Source organism: Sphingomonas pituitosa NBRC 102491, from assembly GCF_001598435.1.
GTDB lineage: Bacteria > Pseudomonadota > Alphaproteobacteria > Sphingomonadales > Sphingomonadaceae > Sphingomonas > Sphingomonas pituitosa.
Map to the genome: position 1 here is coordinate 152,639 of NZ_BCYY01000009.1, position 24,696 is coordinate 177,334.

Here is a 24,696-nt window from a genome sequence, read left to right on the forward strand (position 1 = left end):
AAAGACCATGATCATCCCCGCGCAGGCGGGGATGACATTGGGTTGGATGATCCTCGCCGCGATGCCGCCGCTACGCCGCCGCCGGCACCTTCGCTGCGGCATAGCGCGCGATGAACTCGGCATGCCCCGGCAGCTTGGCGAGCCGCGCCGCGATGCCCGCACGCAGGTCGCCGAGCGCGCGCTCCAGATCCGCATCCGGAATCTGCGACGGCATGGGGTGGTGGTGGCGCGGGCGCACGCCCTGGCCCAGCATCACCGCGTTCCAGCTATCGACGCGGAACAGGTCGGTACCTTCCTGATAGGCGGAGGCCCCTTCCTCGAACAGCGCGATCCGCGCGGCCAGGCTGTCCGGCACCGCACGCGCGGCATGGTCGCGCCAGAAGGGCTCCGGCCGGTCGTTGAGCTTGTAGTGGAGGATGATGAAGTCGCGGATATGCTCCGATTCCGCGCGCGACTGGGCGTTGAAGCGCGCCGACAGCGCGGCCATGTCGCGGCGGAACGGAAAGTTCTGGAGCAGCCGCGTCACCGCGATCATCACCAGGTGGATGCTGGTCGATTCGAGCGGCTCGATGAACCCGCTCGCCAGCCCCAGCGCGACGCAATTGCGGTTCCACGCCTTCTTGCGCATCCCCGTGGTGAAGCGGATCAGCCGCGGATCGAACAACGCCCTGCCCGGCACCGCCGACAGCAGCTGCTCGCGCGCCTGATCGTCCGGCAGATAGTCGCTCGCATAGACGAAGCCGTTGCCCATCCGGTGCTGCAACGGAATCCGCCAGCGCCAGCCGGCACCATGCGCGATGGCGCGGGTATAGGGCACCGGCGCCTCGGTCGTCTCCGATTGCACCGCAAAGGCGCGGTTGGTCGGCAGCCAGTGGCTCCAGTCGTCGAAGCCGGTCTTCAGCGTCTCCGCGATCAGCAGCGCGCGGAAACCGGTGCAGTCGATGAACAGGTCGCCTTCGATGCGCAGGCCGCCTTCCAGTACCAGCGCGGCGATGTCGCCATTCTCCGCCTGCTCGACCTCGGTGATCCGTCCTTCGACCCGGCGCACGCCTGCAGCCTCCGCCAGTCCGCGCAGGAACGCCGCATAGGCGGTGGCGTCGAGATGATAGGCATAGGCGAGCGGCATCGGATCGCCGGTGGCGAACTTCTCCGACAGCGCCGCCTGGGTCTCCAGCGAATAGTCGCCCAGCGCCCCGCCGAAGCCGCGCGCCTGCGCCTCCAGCCAGAAATGCTGGAAGTCGCACAGCGGCAGTGCGCGGCCGACCGCGCCGAACGGGTGGAAATAGCGATCGCCGTCGCGCAGCCAGTTCTCGAACGCGATGCCGAGCTTGAACGTCGCATTGGTCTCGCGGAGGAAGACCTGCTCGTTGATGCCGAGCAGCTTGTGGAAGGTCCAGGCGGTCGGGATCGTCGACTCGCCTACCCCGACGGTGCCGATCGCGTCGGATTCGACCAGCGTAATGTCGAGATTGGGGCCCAGATGCCGCACCAGCGCTGCCGCCGCGACCCAGCCGGCCGTGCCGCCGCCGGCGATCACTACCCGAAACTTCTGCTCGTCCATCGCCAGTTCCCCTCCGAAATTTTTTGTCGTTCTACCCTCAGCCTTCGCGGCGTTCCTTGCGCGCGATCAGTCGCGGCAGGTTGCCGAGCGAGGAAAGCTGCCACACCGCGCAGCGCAGGAAATCCTGCGCGTGGAGCGCCGCCAGCGCCTCGGCGCCAAGCGCGGCGAAGCGGCTGCCCTCGATCACCCAGCAATCGGGGACCTTGTAGCGGCGGCCGCTGGCGAGTTCGATGTCGAAGGTGACCGGTTCGAGCAGCCCGGCGGCCTCGAATGCCGCGAACATCGGCGCCGACAGCTGATCGCCGACATAGACCGCCTGCAGCGTCGTCGCGATCCGATCCAGATAGGGCGCGTTGCCGCCCTGGTCGAGGAACAGCGGCGCGCCCTCGCCGGTCGAGACGCGGGGATGGTCGGTGTCGATATGGATCATCGGCTCGCCGCCCTCGCCGGGACGCGGCAGGCCGATCGAGAAGGGGCCGATCTCCATCAGCGCAGGGATCTGGTCCGCGTCCCAGCGGTCGCCGTCCAGGTAGAGATTCTCGTCGGCGTCGAGGCCGAGCAGCACGGTCGAACGCCAGTTTCCGTCCGCGTCGCGGCGGAAGATCAGCACATAGTCGCGCTGAAGCGCCTCGAACTCGGTCGGGAACACCGTCATCTGGTTGACCGCGTCCCCGAACGCGGCGCCACGGTCGAGCCGGATCCGCAGATCGGCATGGTCGATATTGTTGAGCACGGCACGGGGCATGATGTCCGGGACCTTAAACGAGAAAGGCCGCCCGAGGCGAGCGGCCTTTCCCTAGTGTACAGGCGGGCTTCAGAAGCGGAAGCGCGCGCCGACCAGATACCGGGCCGAGCCTTCGGACTCGTACCAGGTGTTGATATAGTCGCGGCTGTAGCTGCGGACGCCTTCCTCCAGGAGGTTGATGCCTTCGAAGCTGAGCGCGATATTCTTGGTCAGGTCGTAGTTGATGCTGAGATCGACCTGGCCGTACGGATCGTTGAACACCGGGTTATGCGCCGCGCCGCGATTGAGATCGCTCAGGAACTTGGCGCGCCAGTTGTACGACAGGCGTGCCGAGATGCCGTGCTTGTCGTAGATCAGCGTTGCGTTGGCAGTGTCGCTCAGGCCCGACAGCGCGAACTGGTTGGCGGTCGGATCGGCCGTGATGTCGAACCCGACATTGCCGCGCACCAGCGTGTAGCTCGCCGCGATGCCGAGGCCGGTGTTGCCGAGGAAATACTGTCCGGCGATTTCGACCCCGTAGATTTCCGCATCGCGGTTGTTGATCGGCGTGTTCACCGCGAAGTTGAGCAGCGGGTCGGCCGAGGTCGGCATCACGTCGATCGCGGCGAGCGTGTTGCTGATGTAGCTCGAACCGAAGGTCCGCGTCGCCGGCACGTAGTTGGCCTGCAGCTCGGCGGTCGCCGCGGCGACGTTGCCATTGTACTTCTGCAGGATCGCGGTGCTCGTGAACAGGTTCACGTTGCTGATGTCGCCGCCGAGGCCGGTGACGATGTTGCGCGCCGACTGCGCCAGCGGGCCGGCGGTGGGATCGCGCAGGCCGAACAGGTTGCGCTGCACCACCGAGTTGCCGATGAAGTTGTGCACCCGCTTGTCGAAGAATCCGACCGAGAGATACACGTCGCGGCGCGGATACCATTCGAACGAGACGTCGAAGTTATCCGAATCCAGCGGCTTCAGTGCCGGGTTGTTCTGGTTGCCGGTGGCGACGCCGCCCAGCGACGTCGGGTTGTTGAGGGCACCCGCACCGGTCGACGCGAACAGATTGCCGAACGGCGCGCGCGAGATCGTCTTGCTGTACGAAACGCGGCCGATCAGGTTCTTGGCAACGTCGATTTGAAAGTCGATCTGCGGCAGCAGATTGTCGTAGCTGCCACGGCCAGATACGGCCTGGCGATCGGCGGAGTTGAGCACGGTGAAGTCGTTGTCGGCCTGCCACACCACGGCGAGCGGCACGGTCTGGAGCGACGTCGCCCTTACCGTCGTGTGCTCGTAGCGCACGCCGGCCACCAACGTGGCGTTGCGGCCGCCGATCTCACCCTTCCAGGTGAGCTGGCCATAGGCCGCCCAGATGTCTTCCTTCACCCGGTTGTCGTTATTGGCCTCAATGACGTTCGCGTGGCTGACGCCGTCATTGGTGATGCCGATATAGTGGTTGTAGAGCGCGTTGTAGAGCTTGGTCGCGTCCTCGGCGCGCCAGGCCACCTTGCCCACCGCATCGGCGGTCGCGTTGTTGTGGTGGAACTGGCAGACCAGGCAATATTGCTGCACCGTGCCGGGCGCGAAGGCAGCGACGTCGGGCGGCAGCGCGTTGTTCCAGTCACCGAGCGTCTGGCGGGTATTGTACTGGGTCTGGCGGGTGTTGGTGGTGCGGAAGTCACCGCCGAAGTCGAAGCGGCTGCCGCCACCCAGATCCCAGCCAGCGTCGATGCGCGCTTCCTTGATCTTCTGCGACTGGGTCGAGGCGAACTGGCGCTGCACCGCCGCCGAGAGGTCGCCCGCATCGAACACGCCGTTGCAGTTGCCGTTGGTGAACGCGACCTTGTTCGGCGTCTGCTGCTGGTAGCAGTCGTTGATCGTCAGCGTCTGGGTCGGGAAGCCGTCATTGTCCCAGGTCAGGCCGTGCGACGTGACGATGTTGCCGTTGAACGCCACCGCCGTCGAGGTCTGTCCGTTGGGATTGTCGGGCAGGCTCTCCGCCTTGCCGATATGGCCGTCGAAATTCAGCGTGAAGTTGTCGGCCAGCTCCCACTTCAGGTTGCCGCCGATATCCCACAGCCGGTTCTTCTGCGCACGATAGGCGTTCTCGAAGCCCTCGTCCTTCACGCCGTTGAGCGTCTCATGCAGATACTTGGTCGTCGCGATGCCGTTGCTCGAATCGTCGAAGGTGACTTCATCGAACGGCTTCGAAAACCAGTTGGACTGTGACGAGCGGCGCTCGGACGAGCGCAGCTGGGCGAACAGGCCGTCGACCGTGAAGGTCATGCTGTCCGACGGGCGATACTGCAGCACCGCCTGGCCGTTGATGCGCTCGCGGCTCGCCTCCGAATAGTGGTGGCGATAGTCGTCGGGCACCGCGACCAGCGTGTTCGGATCGGTCGGGCGATTGTTGATCTTGGTGCCGGCGGTGACGTAGCCCTTCGACGGATCGAGGAAGTCCGACAGGCGGGGCATGTTCCAGTAATTGTTCGCCTGGCTCGGGAAGCTGAAATTGCGCTTCTGGTAGCTGCCGAACAGGGTCACGCCGAAGCGCTGCTCCTGGTCGCTCCAGCTCGCCACGCCCGAGAATTCCGGCGTCACATGGCTGCCGCAGCTGATGCAGTCGTCGGCCGAGGTGTCGTAGCTCGCCTTGGCGCCGATCGAGCCGGTGAAGCCGGCCTGGCGATCGAGCGGACGCACGCCGACGATGTTGATGGTGGCACCGATGCCGCCCGACGGAATGGCGGCCCGACCGGTCTTGTAGACCTCCAGCGTCTTCACGCCTTCCGAGGCGAGGTTGGCGAAGTCGAACGAACGGCCGAAGCCGCCGGCGCCGTCACCGCCCTGGTCGCCGCCGACCGCGACGATGTTCGAGGCCGCGAGCTGGCGGCCGTTCAGCGTCACCATGTTATACTGTGCGCCGAAGCCGCGGACCGTAACGGTCGAGCCTTCGCCGTTGACGCGGTCGATCGACACGCCGGTGATGCGCTGGAGCGATTCCGCCAGGTTGGTGTTGGCGAACTTGCCGATGTCTTCCGCCGAGATCGCATCGACGATGCCGGTCGAATCGCGCTTAATCGCGATCGAGCGCTCGAGCGATGCGCGAATGCCGGTAACGATGATCTCGCCGCTGTCCTGCGGCGCATCCTGCGCGGCGGGCGAATCGGTCGCGCTGCTGGTCTGCGCCGCGGCGATCCCGGGCATGGCGAGTGCCGTCGCAACGGCGAGCATGGATACCGCGCGAACGCGCGATGATGAACGAATACGCATGGGTTTCTCCCCTCCTGAACCGGCCCTTGGGCCATTTTTATCCGCCGATTACCGGCAAGCGCCGGGGACAACGTTGTCTAGATTTTGCTCTGCATTCACCCCTTTCGATTTGTTTTCAATCGGAAATTTGTCCTGCGGGCACATCCACGGCCTGGACCGTGGCGACAGATGCTGCGTCCTGGCCGAGTGCGAGGCTGTAGCGCCCGGCCGGGATCGTCCAGCGGCCGCCCTGCCAACGGGCGAGCGCATGTGGGTCGGCCGCCAGTGTCAGCTGCACGGCCTCGCCCGGCTTCAGCCACTGGCGCTTCCAGCCGGCGAGGCGCGGCGCGCCCTTGTCGGGGCCGGTTACATAGAGCTGCGGGACCACCGCACCGGCACGCTTGCCGAGGTTGCGCACGGTGAAGGTCACCGCCGGCTTCGCGCCGCCCGTGACGCGCGCGTCGCTGAACGCGAAGCGCGTGTAGCTGAGACCATAGCCGAAGGGGAACAACGGCCGCGTGCCCTTTGCGGCGTACCAGCGATAGCCGACATTCGCGCCTTCGCCATAGACCACGTCCCAGCTCGGCAGCGTGCTGCCGTCGCCCGCGCCTGCATCGCTCGCCGCGTCGGAATTCAGCCCGGCAGGCACCACCGGCCTGGGCCGCGGCAGCTGGTCGGCGGTCTTCGGGAAGCTGATCGGCAGGCGGCCCGAGGGATTGACGTCACCGAACAGGATGCCGGCGATCGCCTCGCCGCCACGCTGCCCGGGATACCAGGCCTGCAGCACCGCGGGCACCTGCTCCAGCCACGGCATCAGCACCGGCCCGCCGGTTTCCAGCACCACCACCGTCTTCGGGTTGGCCTTGGCCACCGCGACGATCAGCGCGTCCTGCTGGTCCGGAAGCGCGAGCGAATCGACGTCCTGGGCCTCGGTCGTCCACTGCGTCGCGAATACCACCACGACATCGGCGCCCCGCGCGGCCGCAGCGGCAGCAGCGGCATCGCGACCGTCGACATAGGTCACCACCGCCTGCGGCGCCTTGGCGCGGATCGCCAGCAGCGGCGAGGAGGCATGCCAGGTCACGCGTGCGAACGAGGCGGCCGCGCCGGTGGTCAGCGGGATCTCGACCGGTGCGCCACCGACCGAGCGCACCTGGCTCGACCCGCCGCCCGAGAGGACGCCGACATCGGCATGGCCGCCGATCAGCACGATCTTCTTCGCGGTCTTGGCCAGCGGCAGCACGTCGCCCGCGTTGCGGAGCAGCACCATGCCCGCCTCGGCAACCCGCTGCGCCACCTGCGCATGCGCGGCATAGTCGATCGGCTGGGCGGTCGCTGGCGTCGGATGATCGTAGAGGCCGCTCGCGATCACGCCGGTGAGGATGCGCTTCACCATCTCGTCCAGCCGCGCTTCGGAAAGCCGGCCCGCCTGGATCGCGGCATCCATCTTCTCGGGCGCGAAATAGATGTCGCGGTCGAGTTCCTGGCCCGATTCCTGGTCGAGCCCGGCCGCCGCCGCCTTCACGGTCGAATGGACGGCGCCCCAGTCGCTCATCACCCAGCCAGTATAGCGCCAGTCGCCGCGCAGCACGTCGGTGAGCATGCGATGGCTCTCGCAGGCATAATCGCCTTCGATGCGGTTATAGGCGCACATCACCGAACCCGGCTTGCCGGTCCGGATCGCCAGTTCGAAGGCCAGCAGGTCGCTCTCGCGCAGTGCCGCCGCATCGATCCGCGCGTTGAGCACGGTACGCCCCGTCTCCTGGCTGTTCAGGATGAAGTGCTTCACCGTCGAGACGATATGGTTCGACTGGACGCCGTCGATCGCCGCGCCGGCCATATATCCGGCGAGCAGCGGGTCCTCGCCCAGATATTCGAAGTTGCGGCCGTTCCACGCGTCGCGGGTGAGGTTCACGCCGCCTGCGAGCAGCACGTTGAAGGTCTTGGCGCGCGCCTCGGCGCCGATCATCGCGCCGCCCGCGCGGGCCATCTCGACATCGAAGGTCGCGGCGGTGGCGAGGCCGGAGGGCAGTGCGGTCGCCACGTCCCCCTTGCGCTGCTCGACCTGGTTGGCGACGCCCAGGCTGGCATCGCTCTCGCGCAGCGTCGGGATACCAAGCCGGGGAATGCCGGGCACATAGCCGGCCGAAGGGATCATGTCCGCCGGTGCGGGCGTGGCGCGGGGCGGGAACAGGCCGTGGACGAGTTGCAGCTTCTCGGCATGCGTCATGGCGCGCACCAGCGCGTCGGCGCGCACTTCGGGCAGCGCCCGCGTGTCCTGCCACGCGGGCGCTGCCGTCTGGGCGGAGGCGGCGATCGGCGCAACGCCGGCGAGGAGAATGAGGGCAAGGGCGCGAACGGCGTTCATCGGCGCGGGCATTCCTGTTGCTGGGAGAAGGGCAGCGTAGCGCCCAGGGGCACGGCCCGAAAAATGCGGCCGCCGCCTATCGGGGGAGGCGACGGCCGCAGGTAATCCGCCCTTGAGGAGGGGGCCGGAACCGGAAAGCGATCGTCAAGGAAAAGAGGCGTCGGCGCGGTCGCGCGGCAGACGGCAGCAATGCCCGGCATGTCCTCTCCCCCTGAATGCTCCGCATTTTTGCGGGCTTGTTTTCTGACAGCGATGTCTGATGCGATCTGACATCGATGTCAAGCACAAACACAGGTCCGCATTGCCACGTCGCCCGCGCCCGCTAAGCTCGGTTCGTGCAGTCTCCCCCCTCTCCCACGCCGTCGTCGGATATGGTCGCGGCGTTGTTCCACCGCTCGATCGGCATCTTCTTCATGGGGGGATTCGTCACCGCGCTGGTGGGCCTGCTGGTGCCGCGGCTGACGCTGATCGACCGGCTCGACTATACCCGCGCCGCGCTGGTGCAGTTCGCCTTCCACTCGAGCTATCTGCTGTTCGCGCTGCCGATCACGGCGCTGCTGGTGCGTACCGGCTATATGCGCGCGATCGCCGCCGGGCTGGGCGTGATGACGCTGGCGTGCGTGGCGCTCGGCGGGGCCGCCTGGATCGGCAGCTATGCCCTGCTGCTGCTGGCGCTGCTCTGCCTTTCGACCGGCATCACCTTCCTCCAGATCGCCGCCAACGTCGTCCAGCCGCTGGTCGCGACCGAGGGGCGGGGCGCAGCCCGGCTGACCCTGCTCCAGGGCTTCAATTCGATCGGTACCGTGCTGGCGCCGCTCGCCGGGGCCGGCTTCCTGCTCCAGCTGGGCGCCCTGGGACGGCTGCAGCTCGCGCTGCCGTTCCTCGCCTGCGCGGGGGTGCTGGCCTGCCTCGCCCTCCTCTTCTGGCGCGCGCGCGACCTGCTGGCGACGCACCCCGCGCCCAGCCGATTGCCGCTGGCACAACTCGGGCGGGTGCTGCGCGAACGCCGGCTCGCCTGGGGAAGCCTCGCGATGTTCGGCTATGTCGGGGCGGAGGTGACGATCGGCAGCCTGCTCGCCAATTATCTGGCGCTCCCCGCCATACTCGGTGCCGATCCGGCGGCCGCGGGCCGGCTGGTCAGCCTCTATTGGGGCGGGGCGATGCTCGGCCGGTTCGCCGGGGCGATGGGCCTGGTGCGTATCGCACCGCCGCGGCTGCTTGCCGGCGTGGCGTTCGGCGCGGTGCTGCTCGTCGGCGCCGCGAGCCAGCTCGAGGGCATGGCGGGTGCCGCAGCGCTGCTCGCGGTAGGACTGTGCAATGCGATCATGTACCCCACCATCTTCGCGCTGGCGCTGCCCGAGGATCGCGGCCTCGCACCCTATGCCTCGATGATCCTTTGCATGGCGGTCGTCGGCGGCGCCCTCGTTCCGCTGGCAACCGCCGCGCTGGCCGACCGGATCGGCCTGCCGGCCGCGCTGGGGTTGCCGCTGCTGTGCTATCTGGGGATCGCCGCCTTTGCGTTGATGATAGCGCTATCGCCCGCAAGGCGATAAGACTGCATGCGCATGAAGCCGCTCACGCTCAAGGACGTCGCCCAGCACGCAGGTGTTTCCCCCAAGACAGTGTCGCGCGTGATCAACGGCGAGGCCTATGTCCGGCCGGAGGTGCGGTCGGCGGTGCAGAAGGTCGTCGACGAACTGGGCTATCGGCCCAATGCCTTCGCCCGCGAGCTCTCGAGCTCGCGTTCCTTCCTGCTCGGCCTGTATTTCGACGACCCCGCCTCCACCTATGCCGCCGATCTCCAGCGCGGCGCGCTCGCCCGCTGCCGGGCGCTCGGCTACCATCTCGTCGTCGAGCAGGTCACGCGGGACCAGCCCGACTGGCTGGCGCAGTGCGAGGCATCGCTGCGCGCGATGCGGCTGGGCGGCGCGATCCTCACCCCGCCCCTGTGCGACTGGCCGGAGCTGCTCGATCTGTTCGCGCGGATGGGCGTGGCGGTGGTGCGCATTTCGCCCGGCGATTTTCACGACCGCACCGCCGCGGTGGAGATGGACGAATCCGGCGCCGCCCGTGAACTGACCGAGGCGCTGATCGCGCTCGGCCACCGCGACATCGGCTTCATCCAGGGCAATCCCGAACACCATGCGGCAGCACGCCGGCAGGAGGGGTTCGAGGCGGCCATGGCGGCGGCGGGCCTGCCGGTGCGGCCCGACCGCACGCTGCAGGGCGACTTCACCTTCCGCTCGGGTCTCGCCGCCGGCGAACGGCTGCTGACGGGGGCGAGCCGGCCGAGCGCGATCTTCGCTGCCAATGACGAGATGGCGCTGGGCGTGCTGGTATCGGCCATGCGCGCCGGGATCGCGGTGCCCGATCAGCTCTCGATCGCCGGCTTCGACGATGCCGCGATCGCCCGCATGGCGTGGCCGCCGCTCAGCACCGTCCATCAGCCGCATGTCGAGATGGCGGCAGCGGCGGTGGAGCTGCTCACCCAAGCGCCGGCCACCGCCGCGCGGGGCACCCTGCTGCGCCGGCTGCCGCACCGGCTGACCCTGCGCGACAGCACCGGCCCGGCCCGGTAAGCCACTTTACCCGGTGCATCGCCGCCCCTAGTCCTTGGGCGGTTGAGCGCACCGATGGGAACCCGATGACCGACGACAAGGCCGCGCCGCGCGCCGGCACACAGACGCTCGAACGCGGGCTGGATCTGCTGGACCTGCTTGCCGAGCGCCCGCACACCGTGCGCGAGCTGGCCGCGGGCGCAGGACTCACGGTATCGACCGCGCGGCGACTGGCGCTGGCACTGATCGACCGCGGCTTCGCCGTCGGCGAGCGCGACGGAAGCCTGCGTCTCGGCCCCAAGCTGATGCAGCTGGGAGTCCGCGCGCAGGAGCGGCTCAACATCGTCGAACTGGCGCGCGACCGCCTGCGCAGCCTCGCCGATGCGACCAACATGCCGGCTTTCCTCGGCGAGCGCGACGGGGATCATTCGGTACACCTGCACCGTGTCGGCGGCGGGCAGCGGGTGGTGGTGACGACGCCGGTCGGCACCCGGCGGCCGCTGCCGGAGACCAGTCTGGGCAAGGCGCTGCTGCTCGACGAGCCGCCCGCCGCGCTCGAGGCACTGCTCGCGCGCCGTCCGGCATCGCAACCGGGCTTTCTTGCCGATCTGTCCGCCGACCGTGCGCGCGGGGCGGTGATCCACCGCAGCCCTCCGCCCGACGACCTCCGCGCGGTCGCGACGCCGATCCGGGACGCCGCTGGTCGGATCGTCGCCGCGATCAGCGTGGTGAGCCCGGCGCAATATGTCGACGATGCCGCGCTCGACGGCATCGTCGCACAGGTTCGGGCAGCGGCAGCGGAGATCAGCGCCGCGCTGGGCCACCCGACACCGGCCGGGTGACCCGCCGGCGGCTCAGCGGCCGAACTGGACGCGCACGCCGCCCATGATCCGCCGGCCGCCATAGGAAAGGCGCATCACGCGCGGCGTTCCGTCTGCGAAGGGCACATACTCGCCGGTCGACAGCGTCTGTGCTTCGCGGCGCATGTTGCGGCCTTCCAGATAGACCTGGAAGCTGCGGCTGATGTTGTACGAGATCTTGGCGTCGATGAACGTCGTGCCGTCCTGATAGCGCGGCACGCCCGGATTGTAGCCCGGCGCCACGAGGCGGACGTTGGTCCACTGCTCGCCCGGATAGTTGATGTCGCCGGTCGTGCCGCCGCACGGCGTGATGCAGAGGAAGGTCGAGCTCCGCTTCTGATAGGCGATGCGGAAGTTGAGCTTGCCGTCGTCATACCAGAGCGATGCGTTGGTATAGTATTTGGACTCGTTCGGCGGCAGCATCACGTCGCCGGTCAGCGGATCGAGCTGCCCCGTCGTCGCCGACGAGGCGAGGATCGAGAAGTTCAGGTCCGCGCCGGTGTGCTTGAGGAACCAGGGCAGGAAGGTGAATGCCGACTTGGCCTGGAACTCCCAGATGTCGCGCTTGTAGCCGGGCCCGTTCGCATAGGTGGGCACGCCGAACTCCAGGTCGGCAAGCGCGGCGCCGGTCGCCGGATCCTTGGTATCGGTGCCGGCGAAGGGCTTGCGATTCTCGGTCACGGCGATCGGGCTGCCGATCTTCACGTCGAGCTTGCCATAGGCGACCGAGAACACCGTGTCGGCGTTGGGATACCATTCCAGGCTGGTATTGTAGTTCCATGCCGTGAACGGACTGAGGCCGGGATTGCCGACGCGGCCGGTGCAGCCATAGACGTCGTCCGGGTTCGTATCGAGCTCGACGCGCTGGTCGATGTTGCACGTCCCGCCCGGAAACATCAGCGTCGGATTGGGTCGCGCGACGGTCTTGCCGCCATAGAAGCGCAGCACGACCTGGTCGTGGAAGCCCCAGAAGTTGACGTTGAAGCTCGGCAGCCAGGCGTTGGTCTTGGCGTTCAGCGTCACGTTCTGGCTGAACGATACCGTGGTGATGCCGTTGGCGTTGTTCGGATCATTGGGATTGAACAGCGGGGTGACGCGGATCGAGTTCAGCGTGAGCAGGCCCGATCCCTTGGTATTTGCGAACACGCCGCGGATGCCGACATTGCCGTCCACGCGGATGCCCCGGAAGAGATCCTGCTCGAAATCGGCCATCGCATAGATGTTCTTGATCGTCTCCCGCGTCCGGCTGACCGGCTGGGCATAGGTGTTGCCGTCGCTGCCCACGCAGGTCTTGAGACAATCGAAGTTCATGTACTGCGCCGCGCCCAGGGCGGCGAAGAGCTCGTCGGTGCGGATGCCCTGCCAGGCGGGGGGCAGGTTGCCGCGATTGGGCAGGTCCCCGAAATAGGCGCTGTCGGACGGCTCCACGGTACGCGCCCAGAGGTCCTGCAGCGCCTGCGGCGTCAGCGTATCGACGCCCGAGCGGATATTCGCCGGATTGGTGGCCGCGACATAGCCATAGTTGCACGACAGGGTGGATGTCGCCGTCGGCTGGCACGCGCGCAGCGAACCGCGGACGTTCGCGGTGGGCACGATGACCGCCGGCACATAGCCGGGCTGGCCGAAGGTGCCGATCTGACTCTTCGCGGTGTAGCCGCCGCCGCCCCAGCGATCGAGATCGTTCTTGCGATACTGTCCGCCCACCTTGATGCGGGTGATGAACGGCAGGACTTCCTGGGTACGATAGATCAGGTCCAGCTTGGCGATCTTTTCGGAGGCCTCGCCGAGCGCCGGCGAATAGGAGACGCCGAAGGTGGGCGTCGTCAGCGGCATCTGCCCCACGGTATAGGCCGGCGTGGCCGGTCCGTTGGGGCCGGCTGCCACGGCGTTCTGCCCGATACAGGTCGGCGCGGTGCCGGCGCCGATGCACGCAGGTGCGGACAGCTGGACGAAATTGGCCGGGTTGCTCTCGTCATAGTTGCTCGGCAGCTGCACGTCCCACAGGCCATTCGGCTGCAGCTTCAGCGTCGCATTGCCATAGCTGTACGAGCGCGCCGTGCGCATGTCGCCGCGGCTGGTGGTCGCGCGGGTCATGCCGGCCATCGCGTCGATGTCGAGCCGGTCGCCGCGAAACTCGAGACCGCCCTGGAAATATTTGGTCTTGGTGTCGATCGTGTTCTCGATCTGATCGATGTTCACCGAATTGTTGGTGAGCGTCATCTCCGTGACGTTGTGCGCGCTGTCGACCTTGACGCTGCCCGGCACGATGTTGACCACGTTGCCGTTCGTGGCATTGCCGCTGACATTGTTGAGACCGTCGAACAGATAATAGCCGGCCGCCGCCGCCGCAGGCGTGACGCTGCGGGTGCGCGGGTAGCCGGTGGTCGTATCCAGGAAGGTGCCGGGGACGTTCTGGCCGAACAGCGTCACCGGATTGCGGCTGCGGTTCTGGTCGTGGACCTTGCGATTGGCGATGGTGCCCTTCGCGAACACGGTCAGGCGATCGGTGACACGATAGTCGAACCGGGCGTCGAAGGCTGAGCGCTGGTCCGTCTGGGTGTTCATGAAGTTGCGGATCAGCGACGGCGTATAGTCGTTCCACTGATTGAGGCAGGTCTGCTGCTCCAGGATCCGCTGGCCCTTCTGGGCCGTGGTGCCGGTGGCATTGTTCGGGAAGATCTGGAGGCATTCCGCCTTGGTCTTGGCGCCCGCCGACAGCGTGACCAGCTGGCGCGGCGTGAGCGCGCCGCCACCCGGCGCCGTGCTGTTGGCGAAGGCGACGTCCGCAGCGTCCGTCCCGACCGTCGCAGGGTTGAAGCTGAAGGTCTTTTCCGGCGACTGGTCGAAATCGAACAGGCGCGCATAGCCGCGGTTGTTGCTGGTGGTGGTCTCGAAGCCATGGCCGTTGTTCTGGAGCTTCGAATAGCTGCCGCTGACGATCATGCCGACGCGATCGTTGAACAGACGTCGGCCATAGACTGCGTTGAAATCGGGGGTCCAGTCGCGGCCCAGCGAGTTCTGGCCGGCGCCTGCGCGCAGCGACAGATAGGGCTTCTTGAAATCGAGGCCGGTGCGCGTCTTGATCTGGACGGTGCCGCCCAGTCCGCCTTCGGTCATGTCCGCGGTGGAGCCCTTGACGACGTCGACGCTCTTCACGAGCTCTGCCGGCAGCTCGCGCAGATCCGCGCTGCGGCCGTTTGCGGCGCCGATCGCCAGCCCGTTGGTGCTCTGCACGCCGATGCCGTCCAGCTCGACGCGCGTAAGGTCCGGTCCGTTGCCACGAACGGCGACGCTTTCACCCTCGCCGAATTCGTTGCGCCCCAGCGCAACGCCCGGGATGCGCGAGATCGCTTCGTTGACGTTGCGATCCGGGAAGGAGCCGATGTCGTCCGCCACGATCGAATCCGTGGCGGTACGGGCGTTCTTCTTGCGCGCGTTCGAAGATTGCTGACTGGCGCGAGAGCCGACCACCACGATCGCCTCTTCCTGCGAAGTAGTGAGCTGGCTGCTCATGTCCGGCGCGGGCTGCGCCTGTGCCGATGCATTGGTCTGCGCCGCTGCGGTGCCGATGCCCCCGCCCAGCATGGTCGCCAATGCCGCCCAGCTCGCCGTCGCGGCGATATGCCGGCGTGAATGAAGTCCCCTGTCCATCCCGTTCCCTCTCCTATCTGGTCGGCGGCACCTTTATGGATGCTCCTTGGCCGCCTTGGTCCCCGAGGGAGTGCAGGTCTTTGCCCCCTACTCCCACATTGTGAATGTACGCTTCACTTAATGCAACATTATCAGGTTTCGGCTAGGGCGCAAGAGGCGGCGATCTGCGCAGACAAATCCCTGCTGCAACGAGGCGATGCCGCGGATGAGCGACCGCGCGGGGCAGGGTCCGCACGGACGCGTGCGGTTCGGGACCAGACCCTTGTATAGCAGCCGGAACGGGCGGGAGGCTGTACCGTTCGGATGCCATGGAGCCCGCCGATCCCGAGCGCTGGAAGCGCGCCGCCGCCGCTGCCGCGATCGCCGAGGTGCAGGACGGCATGATCCTGGGACTCGGCACCGGCAGCACGGCGGCGCATGCCGTTCGGCTGGTGGGCGATCGCGTCGCGCAAGGGCTGCGGATCACCGCCGTGGCGACCTCGCGCGCCACCGCGACGGCGGCGCGTGCCGCCGGCATTCCGCTGATCGCGCCGGATGGTCTCGCCGAGATCGACCTGTGTATCGACGGCGTCGACGAGATCGACCCCGGTCTGCGCGCCATCAAGGGTGGCGGCGGCGCGATGCTGCTCGAGAAGATCGTCGCGACGCTGGCCCGCCGCAACATCGCCATCGCCGATGTCGCCAAGCGTGTGGAGCGGCTGGGCGCACGGGCGGTACCGATCGAGGTGCTGCAGGCTGCGCAAGGGCTGGTCACCGCCACGCTGACCCGCCTCGGCGGCACGGGGACCTTGCGCGCCAGCAGCGCCGGCATGGTCCTGACGGATTCCGGCCACCCCATTCTCGACGCCACCTTCCCCGCCATCCCCGACCCGCTGCGCCTCGCCCGGGCGCTGTCCGAAATCCCGGGCGTGCTCGGCCACGGCCTGTTCCTGACCGAGATCGACGCGCTCTACTGCGCGGGTCCGGACGGGCTGACCCATCAGGAGCGCCCGGCGGATGCGTAAGCGTGCAGCCATTTGCGCGCCCACCCGTTGCATCGCGACGAACGGAGTTGCTTGATCCATGTCCGAACCCGACCAGCGCATTCACGAAGACGGCTCGCCCGATCGCCTTGCGATCGACACCATCCGCACGCTCGCGATGGACGCGGTGCAGAAGGCGAACAGCGGCCACCCCGGCACGCCGATGGCGCTCGCACCGGTGGTGCACACGCTGTGGAGCCGCTTCCTCCGCTACGACCCCGCCGCGCCCGACTGGCCCAACCGCGACCGTTTCGTCCTCTCGGTCGGCCATGCCTCGATGCTGCTCTACGCGGTGCTCCACCTCGCCGGCGTGCGCGAGATCGATGCCGATGGGCAGCCGACCGGCAAGCCCGCAGTGAGCCTGGACGACATCCAGCAGTTCCGCCAGCTTTCGTCGAAGACCCCCGGCCATCCCGAATATCGCATGACCACCGGCGTCGAGACGACGACCGGCCCGCTGGGCCAGGGCTGCGGCAATTCGGTCGGCATGGCCATTGCGGAACGCGCGCTGGCCGCACGCTACAACCGCGACGGCTTCGACCTGTTCGACCATGACGTCTACGTGCTGTGCGGCGACGGCGACATGATGGAAGGCGTGTCGGGTGAGGCGGCGTCGATTGCCGGGCATCTCAAGCTCTCGAACCTCTGCTGGATCTACGACAGCAACCATATCTCGATCGAAGGCAGCACCGACCTCGCCTTCGATGAGGATGTCGGCCAGCGCTTCCAGGCCTATGGCTGGAACGTCCTTCATGTCGACGACGCCAACGACACCGAGGCGCTTGCCGAGGCGATCGCCACTTTCCGCGCGACCAGCGACGCGCCGACCTTCATCGTCGTCCATTCGGTGATCGGCTGGGGCTCGCCCCGCGCCGGCAGCGAAAAGGCGCATGGCGAGGCGCTGGGCGAGGATAATGTCCGCGCGACCAAACAGGCCTATGGCTGGCCCGAGGACGCGCAGTTCCTGGTGCCCGAGGGCGTGGCGGAGCGGTTCAGCGCCGCGCTGGCCGATCGTGGCAGGCCGGCGCGGGAAGCCTGGGAAGCGCTGTTCGCCCGCTACCGCGAGACCTACCGCCAGGAAGCCGCCGAAATCGACGAGCTCCGCCGTGGCAAGCTCCACAGCGGCTGGCAGCAGGCGCTCCCCAGCTTCGACGCCGACCCCAAGGGCCTCGCCTCGCGCGACAGCAGCGGCAAGGTGATCAACGCGGTTTCGCCGCATTTGCCCGCGCTGCTCGGCGGCGCGGCCGATCTGTCGCCCTCGACCAAGACCGACATCAAGGGCGCGAACTCGTTCGAAGCCAATGAGTACGGCGGCAAGAACCTGCATTTCGGCGTGCGCGAACACGCCATGGGCTCGATCGCCAACGGCATGGCGCTGAGCTACCTGCGGCCCTACACCGCGACCTTCCTGGTGTTCGCCGATTACATGCGCGCGCCGATCCGGCTGGCGGCGATCATGGAGCTGCCGGTAGTGTTCGTGTTCACCCATGATTCGATCGGCGTCGGCGAGGACGGGCCGACCCACCAGCCGATCGAGCATCTCGCCACGCTGCGGGCGACCCCCGGGCTCGACACGATCCGCCCGGGCGATGCGAACGAAGTCGCGGTCGCCTGGAAGGTCGCGCTGGAGCATAGCCACGAACCGACGGCGCTGATCCTGTCGCGTCAGGCGATACCCACGCTGGATCGCAGCAAATACGCTTCGGCGGAAGGGCTGGAGCGCGGCGGCTATGTGCTCGCCGATGCCGAGGGCCGCGTTCCGGAGGTGATCCTGATCGGTACCGGCTCCGAACTGCCGATGGTGGTCGATGCGCATGAGCGGCTGACCGCGGAGGGCGTGCGCTCGCGCGTCGTCTCGCTGCCGAGCTGGTATCTGTTCGAGAAGCAGGACCGCGCCTATCGCGAGTCCGTGCTGCCGCCGGCGATCACTGCCAGACTCGCGGTCGAGCAGGCCGGCTCCTTCGGCTGGGACCGCTACGTCACCAGCGACGGGGGCACGATCACCATGTCGACCTTCGGCGCCTCTGCGCCGCTCGCCAAGCTGCAGGAAAAATACGGCTTCACCGTCGACAACATCGTCAAGATGGCGCGTGAGCTGATGGAGAAAGCGCAATGACCGGCGGCGACACCAGCAGGCTGAAGCAGCTGCACGACGCCGGCCAGGCGGCCTGGCTGGATTTCGTCGACCGCACGTTCCTGCGCGAAGGAGGCTTGCGCACCCTGATCGAGCAGGACGGCCTGACCGGCGTCACCTCCAATCCGTCGATCTTCGAAAAGGCGATGGGACATGGCGACGCCTACGACCAAGGCTTTACCCGGTTTCTCGGCACCGGCGATGCCAGCGTGCAGGACGTGTATGAGAGCCAGGCCATCGCCGACATCAAGGCGGCCGCCGCCGATCTCCGCCCGGTCTATGATCGGCTGGGCGGTCGCGACGGCTATGTCAGCCTCGAAGTCTCGCCCTATCTGGCCGACGGCACCGACACGACGATCGAGGAGGCGCGGCGGCTCTGGACCCATGTCGACGAACCGAACCTGATGGTGAAGGTGCCCGGCACCACGGCCGGCGCGCCCGCGATACGCCAGCTGATCGAGGACGGGATCAACATCAACGTCACGCTTCTGTTCTCGCAGGAGAGCTATCAGGCGGTGGCCGAGGCCTATCTCGCCGGGCTCGAGGCACGGGTGGCGCGGGGCGATTCGATTGATCGGATCGCGAGCGTCGCGAGTTTCTTCGTCAGCCGGATCGATATCCAGATCGACAAGAAGATCGATGCACGGATTGCCGAAGGCGACCCGGAAAGCGGCGCGCTGAAGGCGCTGCGCGGCAAGGTCGCCATCGCCAACGCCAAGCTCGCCTATGCCTGGTATCGCGAGATGATCGCCAGCCCGCGCTGGCAGGCGCTTGCCGCCAAGGGGGCGATGCCGCAGCGGTTGCTATGGGCATCGACGGGCGTGAAGGATCCCGCCTATCCCGACACCCTCTATGTCGACACGCTGATCGGCCCCGACACGGTCAACACCATGCCGCCCAAGACGATGAACGCCTTTCGCGACCATGGCACCGTCGCCGACACCCTGACCCAAGGGCTGGACGACGCGCGCCACGTTCTCGCCGAGGCCGATCGGCTGGGCCTTGGCCTCGACGATATCACCGACGCGCTGGTGCTGGACGGCGTGCAGCAGTTCGGCGACGCCGCCGATGCGCTGCTCGGCGCGGTGGCGGCCAAGCGCACCGCGCATCTCGGCAAGCGGCTCAACGGCTTCGATGCCCAGTTGCCCGAGGCGCTGGCGAAGGCCGTGGAGGAACGGCTGGAAACCGCCCGCGCCGATGCATGGTCGCGCCGGCTGTGGCAGGGCGATGCGGCGCTGTGGACCGGCGGCGACGAGGCGAAGTGGCTCGGCTGGCTTCCCGCCGCGCGCGGCGAGCAGGTCGACATGGCGGCGCTCCGGCAGCTGACCGAACAGGCTCGCCATTTCCGCGATGTCGTGCTGCTCGGCATGGGCGGGTCGAGCCTCGGCCCGGAGGTGCTGGCGCAGATCCTGGGCAGCGCTTCGGGCAGTCCGAAGCTGCACGTGCTCGACACCACCGATCCCGACCAGATCGCCGCGGTGGCAGCCCGGATCGATCCCGCGCAGACGCTGTTCATCGTCTCGTCCAAATCCGGCTCGACGCTGGAGCCTGAACTGCTCCGCAGCTATTTCTTCGAGGCGAGCGGCCGCAAGGGCGACCATTTCGTCGCGGTCACCGATCCGGGGTCCAGGCTGGAGGCCACGGCCAGGACGGACGGCTTCCGCGCCACCTTCCCCGGCGATCTCGCGATCGGCGGACGCTATTCGGTGCTGTCGGTGTTCGGCATGGTACCGGCCGCCGCGATGGGCCTCGACCCGGGCCGCTTCTTCGAGGCCCTGCAGCCGATGGTCTTCTCGTGCGGTGCCGACGTGCCGCCGGCCGCCAACCCGGGCATCCGTCTCGGCATTCTGATCGGCGAGGCAGCCCGCATCGGGCGCGACAAGCTGACCATCGTCGCCGAGCCGCCGCTGGCCCCGCTCGGCGCCTGGCTGGAACAGCTGCTGGCCGAATCCACCGGCAAGCAGGGCAAGGGCATCGTCCCGGTCGATCTGGAGCCGCTGGGCGCACCCGAGGTCTATGGCAACGATCGCGTCTTCGTGCAGTTCGCGCTCGCCGGCGAACGCGGCAGCGAAAATGCCGCGAGGCTCGATGCGCTCGCCGCCGCCGGCCATCCGGTGGTGCGGATCACGCTCGATACCCCGCGGCTGATCGGGCAGGAATTCTTCCGCTGGGAAGTGGCCACCGCCATCGCCGGCGCGGTGATCGGCATCGATCCGTTCGACCAGCCCGATGTCGAGGACGCCAAGGTCGCCACCCGCCGGCTGGTCGACGCCTATGAAGCCTCGGGCACCCTCGATTCCCGGCAGCCGGTCGCGGACAATGCGGACTTCGCGGTCCATGCCGCCAAGGGCCAGTCGCTGTCCGGCAGCCCCGCGAGCCTGCTGCGCGATCACTTCGCGGCGCTGGGCCCCGGCGGCTATGCCGGCTTCCTTGCCTATGTCGAACGGAACGACGCCGACACCGCCGCGCTCACCGCGATGCGGGTCGCCGTGCGGGACGCCCGGCGGGTGGCGACCGTCGCGGGCTTCGGCCCGCGCTTCCTCCATTCGACCGGGCAGGCCTATAAGGGCGGCCCGGCGGACGGGGCGTTCCTCACCATCACCCGCGATCCCGATCCCGATCTCGCCGTGCCGGGCCGCAGGGCGAGCTTCGGCACCGTCCAGATCGCGCAGGCGCGCGGCGACAGCGACGTTCTGGCCGAACGCGGCCAGCACGTGCTGCAAGTCCATTTGAAGCGCGGCGGCGGCGGGCTACAGGCGCTGCTATCGGCCGTGCTTGCGGCCCTCTGAAGATCTGAAAGGAATAATGCGGATGCGTCTTGCGATGATCGGCCTCGGCCGCATGGGTGCGGGAATCGCCCGCCGGCTGATGGAACATGGGCACGAGATCGTCGCCTTCGACCGCAGCGCGGAGGCCGTGGACGCGATCGCCAAGGACGGCGCCACCCCCGCCGCCTCGCTGGAGGACGTGGTCGCCCGGATGCCGACGCCGCGCATCTTCTGGGTGATGCTGCCGGCCGGCGAGCCGACCGAAAGCACCGTCGAGGCGCTGATGGCCGCCGCCGCACCCGGCGACATCATCATCGACGGCGGCAACAGCTTCTACAAGGACGACATCCGCCGCGCGAAGGTGGCGGCCGAGCGGCAGCTCCACTATGTCGATGTCGGGACCTCGGGCGGCGTCTGGGGGCTGCAACGCGGCTTCTGCATGATGATCGGCGGGAGCAAGGACGCGGTGGACCTGCTCGATCCGATCTTCGACGCGCTCGCCCCCGGCATCGGCACCATCCCGCGCACACCCGAGCGGGTCGACCGGACCGATTGCGATTCCCGCGCCGAAAAGGGCTATATTCATTGTGGCCCCGCCGGTGCCGGACACTTCGTCAAGATGGTGCATAACGGCATCGAATATGGCCTGATGCAGGCCTATGCCGAGGGCTTCGACGTGCTGCGGAACAAGGCATCGGAGCGGCTCCCGGAAGACGAGCGGTTCGACCTGCACCTGACCGATATCGCCGAGGTCTGGCGGCGCGGCTCGGTGATCTCGTCCTGGCTGCTGGATCTCTCCGCCTCCGCGCTCGCCAAGGATCACGCGCTCGACGCCTTCAGCGGCAAGGTCGCCGATTCGGGCGAAGGGCGCTGGACGATCGATGCGGCGATGGAGGAAGCCGTGCCGGTCTATGTCCTCTCCGCCGCGCTGTTCGCGCGCTATCGCAGCCGGGCGGAGAACACGTTCGGCGACAAGCTGCTCAGCGCCATGCGGTTCGGCTTTGGCGGGCATGTCGAGATGCCGCAGTGAACGACGCGCCGCCGGCACCCGCCGCGACGCTCGTCCTCTTCGGAGCGATGGGCGACCTCGCCAGCCGCCTGCTGATGCCGGCGCTGGTGCATCTCGAGCGCGACGGGCTGCTGGACGGCGACACGCAGCTGCTGGGCATCAGCCACGGCGAAGGCGATGACGACGCGCTGCGCGAGAAGCTCGGCGCGTTCATCGAAGGCGACGAAGCGGCGTGGGAGCGCTGGCGGGAGCGGATTTCCTATCTGCGCGGCGACTTTACCGACGACGCGCTCTATGCCGCGCTGCAGGACCGGGTGCAAGGCAACGCCGTCTTCTACCTTGCCACCGCGCCGGGCTTTTTCGGCCCGATCGGCGAGAAGCTCGGTGGCGCCGGGCTGCTCGCCGAGACGGACGGCTTCCGGCGCTTGGTGGTGGAAAAGCCGTTCGGCACCGATCTCGCCTCGGCGCAGGCGCTCAACGCCCAGCTGCTCGCCCAGGCGCAGGAGACGCAGATCTACCGGATCGACCATTTCCTCGGCAAGGAAACGGTGCAGAACATCACCGTCGCCCGTTTCGGCAACGCGCTGACCGAGGCGGTGTGGAACAACCGCTATGTCGACCATGTCGAGATCACCGCGGCGGAAACGGTGGCGGTCGGCAGCCGGGGCAAGTTCTACGACGAGACCGGCGCGCTGCGCGACATGGTGCCGAACCATCTGTTCCAGCTGCTCGCACTCGTCGCGATGGAGCCGCCGAACAGCTTCGATGCCGAGGCGGTGCGCAGCGAAAAGGCAAAGGTGATCGCCGCCGTCACGCCGATCCCGCCCGAGGACGCGGTGCGCGGCCGCTATCTGGCGGGCGAGGCGGGCGGCAAGCCGGTGCCCGCCTATCGCGACACGCCCGACGTCGCGGCCGAAAGCCGCACCGAAACCTATGTCGCGCTGAAGGTTGCGGTGGAGACGTGGCGCTGGCACGGCGTGCCCTTCTATCTCCGCACCGGCAAGGCGCTGACCGCGCGCGACACCGAGATCGTGATCCATTTCCGCGAGGTGCCGCCTACCCTGTTCCGCAACACGCCGAACACCGAACTGCCGCCCAACCGGCTGATCCTGCAGATCCAGCCCGGCGAGGCGCTGACGCTGGAGATGGCGGTGAAGCAGCCCGGCCCGCTGGTGAAGATGGTGCCGGCGAGCCTCGCCTTCACTTATGCCGATGCCTTCGACCTCGGCCATCGCACCGGCTATGAGACCTTGCTCTACGACGTGCTGATCGGCGACCAGAGCCTGTTCCAGCGCGCGGATCAGATCGAGGGCGGATGGCGCGCGGTGCAGCCGCTGCTCGACGCCTGGCGCAGCGGCGAACCCGACGACTATCCCGCCGGCAGCACCGGCCCCACCACCGCCGACGCGCTGCTCGCGCGCGACGGCCGCAACTGGCACGACATCGCATGAAGCTTGGCCTGTTCCTCTCCGACGTCGACGGCACGCTGGTGCGCCCGGACAAGAGTCTCGGCGAGCCCGTGATTGCCGCCGTGCAACGCCTCGTCGCCGCGGGCGTGCCCGTCTCGATCATCAGCGCCCGGCCGCCGAGCGGCCTGCTGTGGATCGCCGAGCGGCTGGCCCTGCCCACCCCGATCGGCGCGTTCAACGGCGGCACGATCGTGCGGGCCGACGGCACGATCCTGTCCGCGACCCATCTCGACGCCGGGGTCGCCGAGCGCACGCTGGCGGCGATCGCCCGGCCCGACGTGATCCGCTGGGTGTTCGCCAAGGGCCAGTGGCATACCGACCGGCTCGACGACCATTATACGCCGCGCGAGCGGGTGACGTCGGCGCAGGACCCGGTGGTGTGCAGCGATTTCGGCGCGCTGCTCGATGCCGTGGACAAGATCGTCGCGGTCTCGTCGGACCACGACATGCTGGCCGGGCTGGAAGCGGACGTGGCGGCGGCGCTCGGCGACGAGGCCGAGGTCGCGCGCTCGCAGCCTTATTATCTCGACGTCACCGCGCCGCTTGCGAACAAGGGCGACGGCATCGCCGCGCTCGCGGCGGCGCTCGGCGTGCCGCTGGCCGACGTGGCGGTGATCGGCGACCAGTATAACGACCTGCCGATGTTCCGGCGGGCGGGCCTCTCGATCGCGATGGGCCAGGGGCCGGAGGCGGTGCGAAAGGCGGCGACGCACGTCACCGGCGCCAACGATGCCGACGGCGTCGCCCAGGCGATCGACACGATCCTCCTGTCGCTGCTGGGCGGCTAGCGCGCGCCGTCCGCCAGGATCGACAGCGTCGCCGGGTCGGCCGCGCCGAACCAGCGCGCCAGCGCCGCTTCGAACAGCGGGCCGCCGCCCGCTTCGGCGAACAGCGTCAGCGACGAGCGCAGCTTGATCGCGTCGACCTCGCCGAACACCGATTCCGCCGAGCCGCGTGTCAGGTCCTGGAGCGCCGACACGCAGTCGCGCAGCCGCGGCCCGAGCAGCGGATGCTCCAGATAGGCCCGCGCTTCTCCGATCGAGCCGATGGCATAGCGCCGCGCCATCGCGCTACGGCCGAGCCCGGCGATCTGCGGGAAGATGTACCACATCCAGTGGCTGCGCTTGGCGCCCCGCCGGATCTCGGCAAGGGCGGCTTCGTAGCTGCCGTCCTGCGCGGCGACGAATCGGTCGAGATCGTGGGGATCGGTCATCAGCGCAGGATCCTTAGCGGGTTTCGGCGCGCAAGGCCTCCAGATATGCGACGAACGCTGCATCACGCGCCAGACGCTCTATCGCTTCGTCGGGTCGCAAGGCGAGGTGCGCA

General features: G+C 68.1%; 15 protein-coding genes. 9 read left to right on the forward strand and 6 right to left on the reverse strand.

Annotation, left to right across the window (positions count from 1 at the left end):
- Window positions 1-70: 70 nt before the first annotated feature.
- From SPI01S_RS09925 to SPI01S_RS09940, 4 genes are all read right to left on the reverse strand, one after another.
- Entirely contained in the window at window positions 71-1,561 is a 1,491-nt protein-coding gene (locus SPI01S_RS09925) for a tryptophan halogenase family protein (protein ID WP_066721706.1), read from the reverse strand.
- 37 nt (window positions 1,562-1,598) lie between these two features.
- Entirely contained in the window at window positions 1,599-2,306 is a 708-nt protein-coding gene (locus SPI01S_RS09930) for a SapC family protein (RefSeq protein WP_066721708.1), read from the reverse strand.
- A 69-nt stretch (window positions 2,307-2,375) separates the two neighbouring features.
- Complete coding sequence (locus SPI01S_RS09935; protein ID WP_066721710.1) at window positions 2,376-5,552, reverse strand: TonB-dependent receptor; 3,177 nt, start codon at window positions 5,550-5,552, stop codon at window positions 2,376-2,378.
- 115 nt (window positions 5,553-5,667) lie between these two features.
- On the reverse strand, window positions 5,668-7,899 hold the full coding sequence (locus tag SPI01S_RS09940; protein WP_066721775.1) for a beta-glucosidase: 2,232 nt from the start codon (window positions 7,897-7,899) through the stop codon (window positions 5,668-5,670).
- A 335-nt stretch (window positions 7,900-8,234) separates the two neighbouring features.
- Here SPI01S_RS09940 and SPI01S_RS09945 point away from each other — a divergent pair, with 335 nt between their 5' ends.
- The 3 genes from SPI01S_RS09945 to SPI01S_RS09955 all read left to right on the forward strand — a co-directional run bounded on the left by SPI01S_RS09945 (window position 8,235) and on the right by SPI01S_RS09955 (window position 11,299).
- Window positions 8,235-9,452 carry an MFS transporter gene (locus tag SPI01S_RS09945; protein WP_306305022.1) on the forward strand — a complete coding sequence of 406 codons (1,218 nt, stop codon included), beginning with the start codon at window positions 8,235-8,237 and terminating at the stop codon, window positions 9,450-9,452.
- A 12-nt stretch (window positions 9,453-9,464) separates the two neighbouring features.
- The gene (locus SPI01S_RS09950; RefSeq protein WP_066721712.1) at window positions 9,465-10,478 is read left to right on the forward strand and encodes a LacI family DNA-binding transcriptional regulator; all 1,014 of its coding nucleotides are present in this window, start codon (window positions 9,465-9,467) and stop codon (window positions 10,476-10,478) included.
- Between the two features lie 65 nt (window positions 10,479-10,543).
- Window positions 10,544-11,299, forward strand: coding sequence for an IclR family transcriptional regulator (locus tag SPI01S_RS09955; protein ID WP_066721714.1), 756 nt, complete (start codon window positions 10,544-10,546; stop codon window positions 11,297-11,299).
- Between the two features lie 12 nt (window positions 11,300-11,311).
- Here SPI01S_RS09955 and SPI01S_RS09960 read toward each other — a convergent pair whose 3' ends face one another.
- The gene (locus SPI01S_RS09960; protein ID WP_066721716.1) at window positions 11,312-14,968 is read right to left on the reverse strand and encodes a TonB-dependent receptor; all 3,657 of its coding nucleotides are present in this window, start codon (window positions 14,966-14,968) and stop codon (window positions 11,312-11,314) included.
- Between the two features lie 308 nt (window positions 14,969-15,276).
- On the opposite strand from SPI01S_RS09960, the gene rpiA reads away from it, so the two are divergent.
- The 6 genes from rpiA to SPI01S_RS09990 are packed head-to-tail and all read left to right on the forward strand — an operon-like array spanning window position 15,277 to window position 24,158.
- On the forward strand, window positions 15,277-15,972 hold the full coding sequence (gene rpiA, locus SPI01S_RS09965; RefSeq protein WP_066721718.1) for a ribose-5-phosphate isomerase RpiA: 696 nt from the start codon (window positions 15,277-15,279) through the stop codon (window positions 15,970-15,972).
- 58 nt (window positions 15,973-16,030) lie between these two features.
- Entirely contained in the window at window positions 16,031-18,106 is a 2,076-nt protein-coding gene (tkt, locus tag SPI01S_RS09970; protein WP_066721720.1) for a transketolase, read from the forward strand.
- Window positions 18,103-20,913 (forward strand): bifunctional transaldolase/phosoglucose isomerase, encoded by a 2,811-nt coding sequence (locus SPI01S_RS09975; protein ID WP_066721722.1) that lies wholly within the window; start codon window positions 18,103-18,105, stop codon window positions 20,911-20,913. The genes tkt and SPI01S_RS09975 overlap by 4 nt, the downstream gene beginning before the upstream one ends.
- Window positions 20,914-20,929: 16 nt before the next feature.
- Window positions 20,930-21,922, forward strand: coding sequence for a phosphogluconate dehydrogenase (NAD(+)-dependent, decarboxylating) (gene gnd / locus SPI01S_RS09980; protein ID WP_373278315.1), 993 nt, complete (start codon window positions 20,930-20,932; stop codon window positions 21,920-21,922).
- Window positions 21,919-23,352 carry a glucose-6-phosphate dehydrogenase gene (zwf, locus tag SPI01S_RS09985; RefSeq protein WP_084253374.1) on the forward strand — a complete coding sequence of 478 codons (1,434 nt, stop codon included), beginning with the start codon at window positions 21,919-21,921 and terminating at the stop codon, window positions 23,350-23,352. Before gnd ends, zwf begins: the two co-directional genes overlap by 4 nt.
- On the forward strand, window positions 23,349-24,158 hold the full coding sequence (locus tag SPI01S_RS09990) for a Cof-type HAD-IIB family hydrolase (RefSeq protein ID WP_066721726.1): 810 nt from the start codon (window positions 23,349-23,351) through the stop codon (window positions 24,156-24,158). Before zwf ends, SPI01S_RS09990 begins: the two co-directional genes overlap by 4 nt.
- On the opposite strand, the gene SPI01S_RS09995 is transcribed toward SPI01S_RS09990, so the two are convergent.
- Entirely contained in the window at window positions 24,155-24,583 is a 429-nt protein-coding gene (locus tag SPI01S_RS09995) for a DUF1810 domain-containing protein (RefSeq protein WP_066721728.1), read from the reverse strand. The two genes, SPI01S_RS09990 and SPI01S_RS09995, sit on opposite strands and share 4 nt — an antisense overlap.
- Between the last annotated feature and the right edge of the window lie 113 nt (window positions 24,584-24,696).

Coding starts and splice junctions, on each gene's coding strand:
- SPI01S_RS09960 (WP_066721716.1), bottom strand. CDS start 14,968: ATGGACAGGGGACTTCATTCACGCCGGCATATCGCCGCGACGGCGAGC.
- gnd (WP_373278315.1), top strand. CDS start 20,930: ATGCGGATGCGTCTTGCGATGATCGGCCTCGGCCGCATGGGTGCGGGA.
- SPI01S_RS09940 (WP_066721775.1), bottom strand. CDS start 7,899: ATGAACGCCGTTCGCGCCCTTGCCCTCATTCTCCTCGCCGGCGTTGCG.
- SPI01S_RS09935 (WP_066721710.1), bottom strand. CDS start 5,552: ATGCGTATTCGTTCATCATCGCGCGTTCGCGCGGTATCCATGCTCGCC.
- SPI01S_RS09925 (WP_066721706.1), bottom strand. CDS start 1,561: ATGGACGAGCAGAAGTTTCGGGTAGTGATCGCCGGCGGCGGCACGGCC.
- SPI01S_RS09995 (WP_066721728.1), bottom strand. CDS start 24,583: ATGACCGATCCCCACGATCTCGACCGATTCGTCGCCGCGCAGGACGGC.
- tkt (WP_066721720.1), top strand. CDS start 16,031: ATGTCCGAACCCGACCAGCGCATTCACGAAGACGGCTCGCCCGATCGC.
- SPI01S_RS09930 (WP_066721708.1), bottom strand. CDS start 2,306: ATGCCCCGTGCCGTGCTCAACAATATCGACCATGCCGATCTGCGGATC.
- SPI01S_RS09950 (WP_066721712.1), top strand. CDS start 9,465: ATGAAGCCGCTCACGCTCAAGGACGTCGCCCAGCACGCAGGTGTTTCC.
- rpiA (WP_066721718.1), top strand. CDS start 15,277: ATGGAGCCCGCCGATCCCGAGCGCTGGAAGCGCGCCGCCGCCGCTGCC.
- SPI01S_RS09975 (WP_066721722.1), top strand. CDS start 18,103: ATGACCGGCGGCGACACCAGCAGGCTGAAGCAGCTGCACGACGCCGGC.
- SPI01S_RS09990 (WP_066721726.1), top strand. CDS start 23,349: ATGAAGCTTGGCCTGTTCCTCTCCGACGTCGACGGCACGCTGGTGCGC.
- SPI01S_RS09955 (WP_066721714.1), top strand. CDS start 10,544: ATGACCGACGACAAGGCCGCGCCGCGCGCCGGCACACAGACGCTCGAA.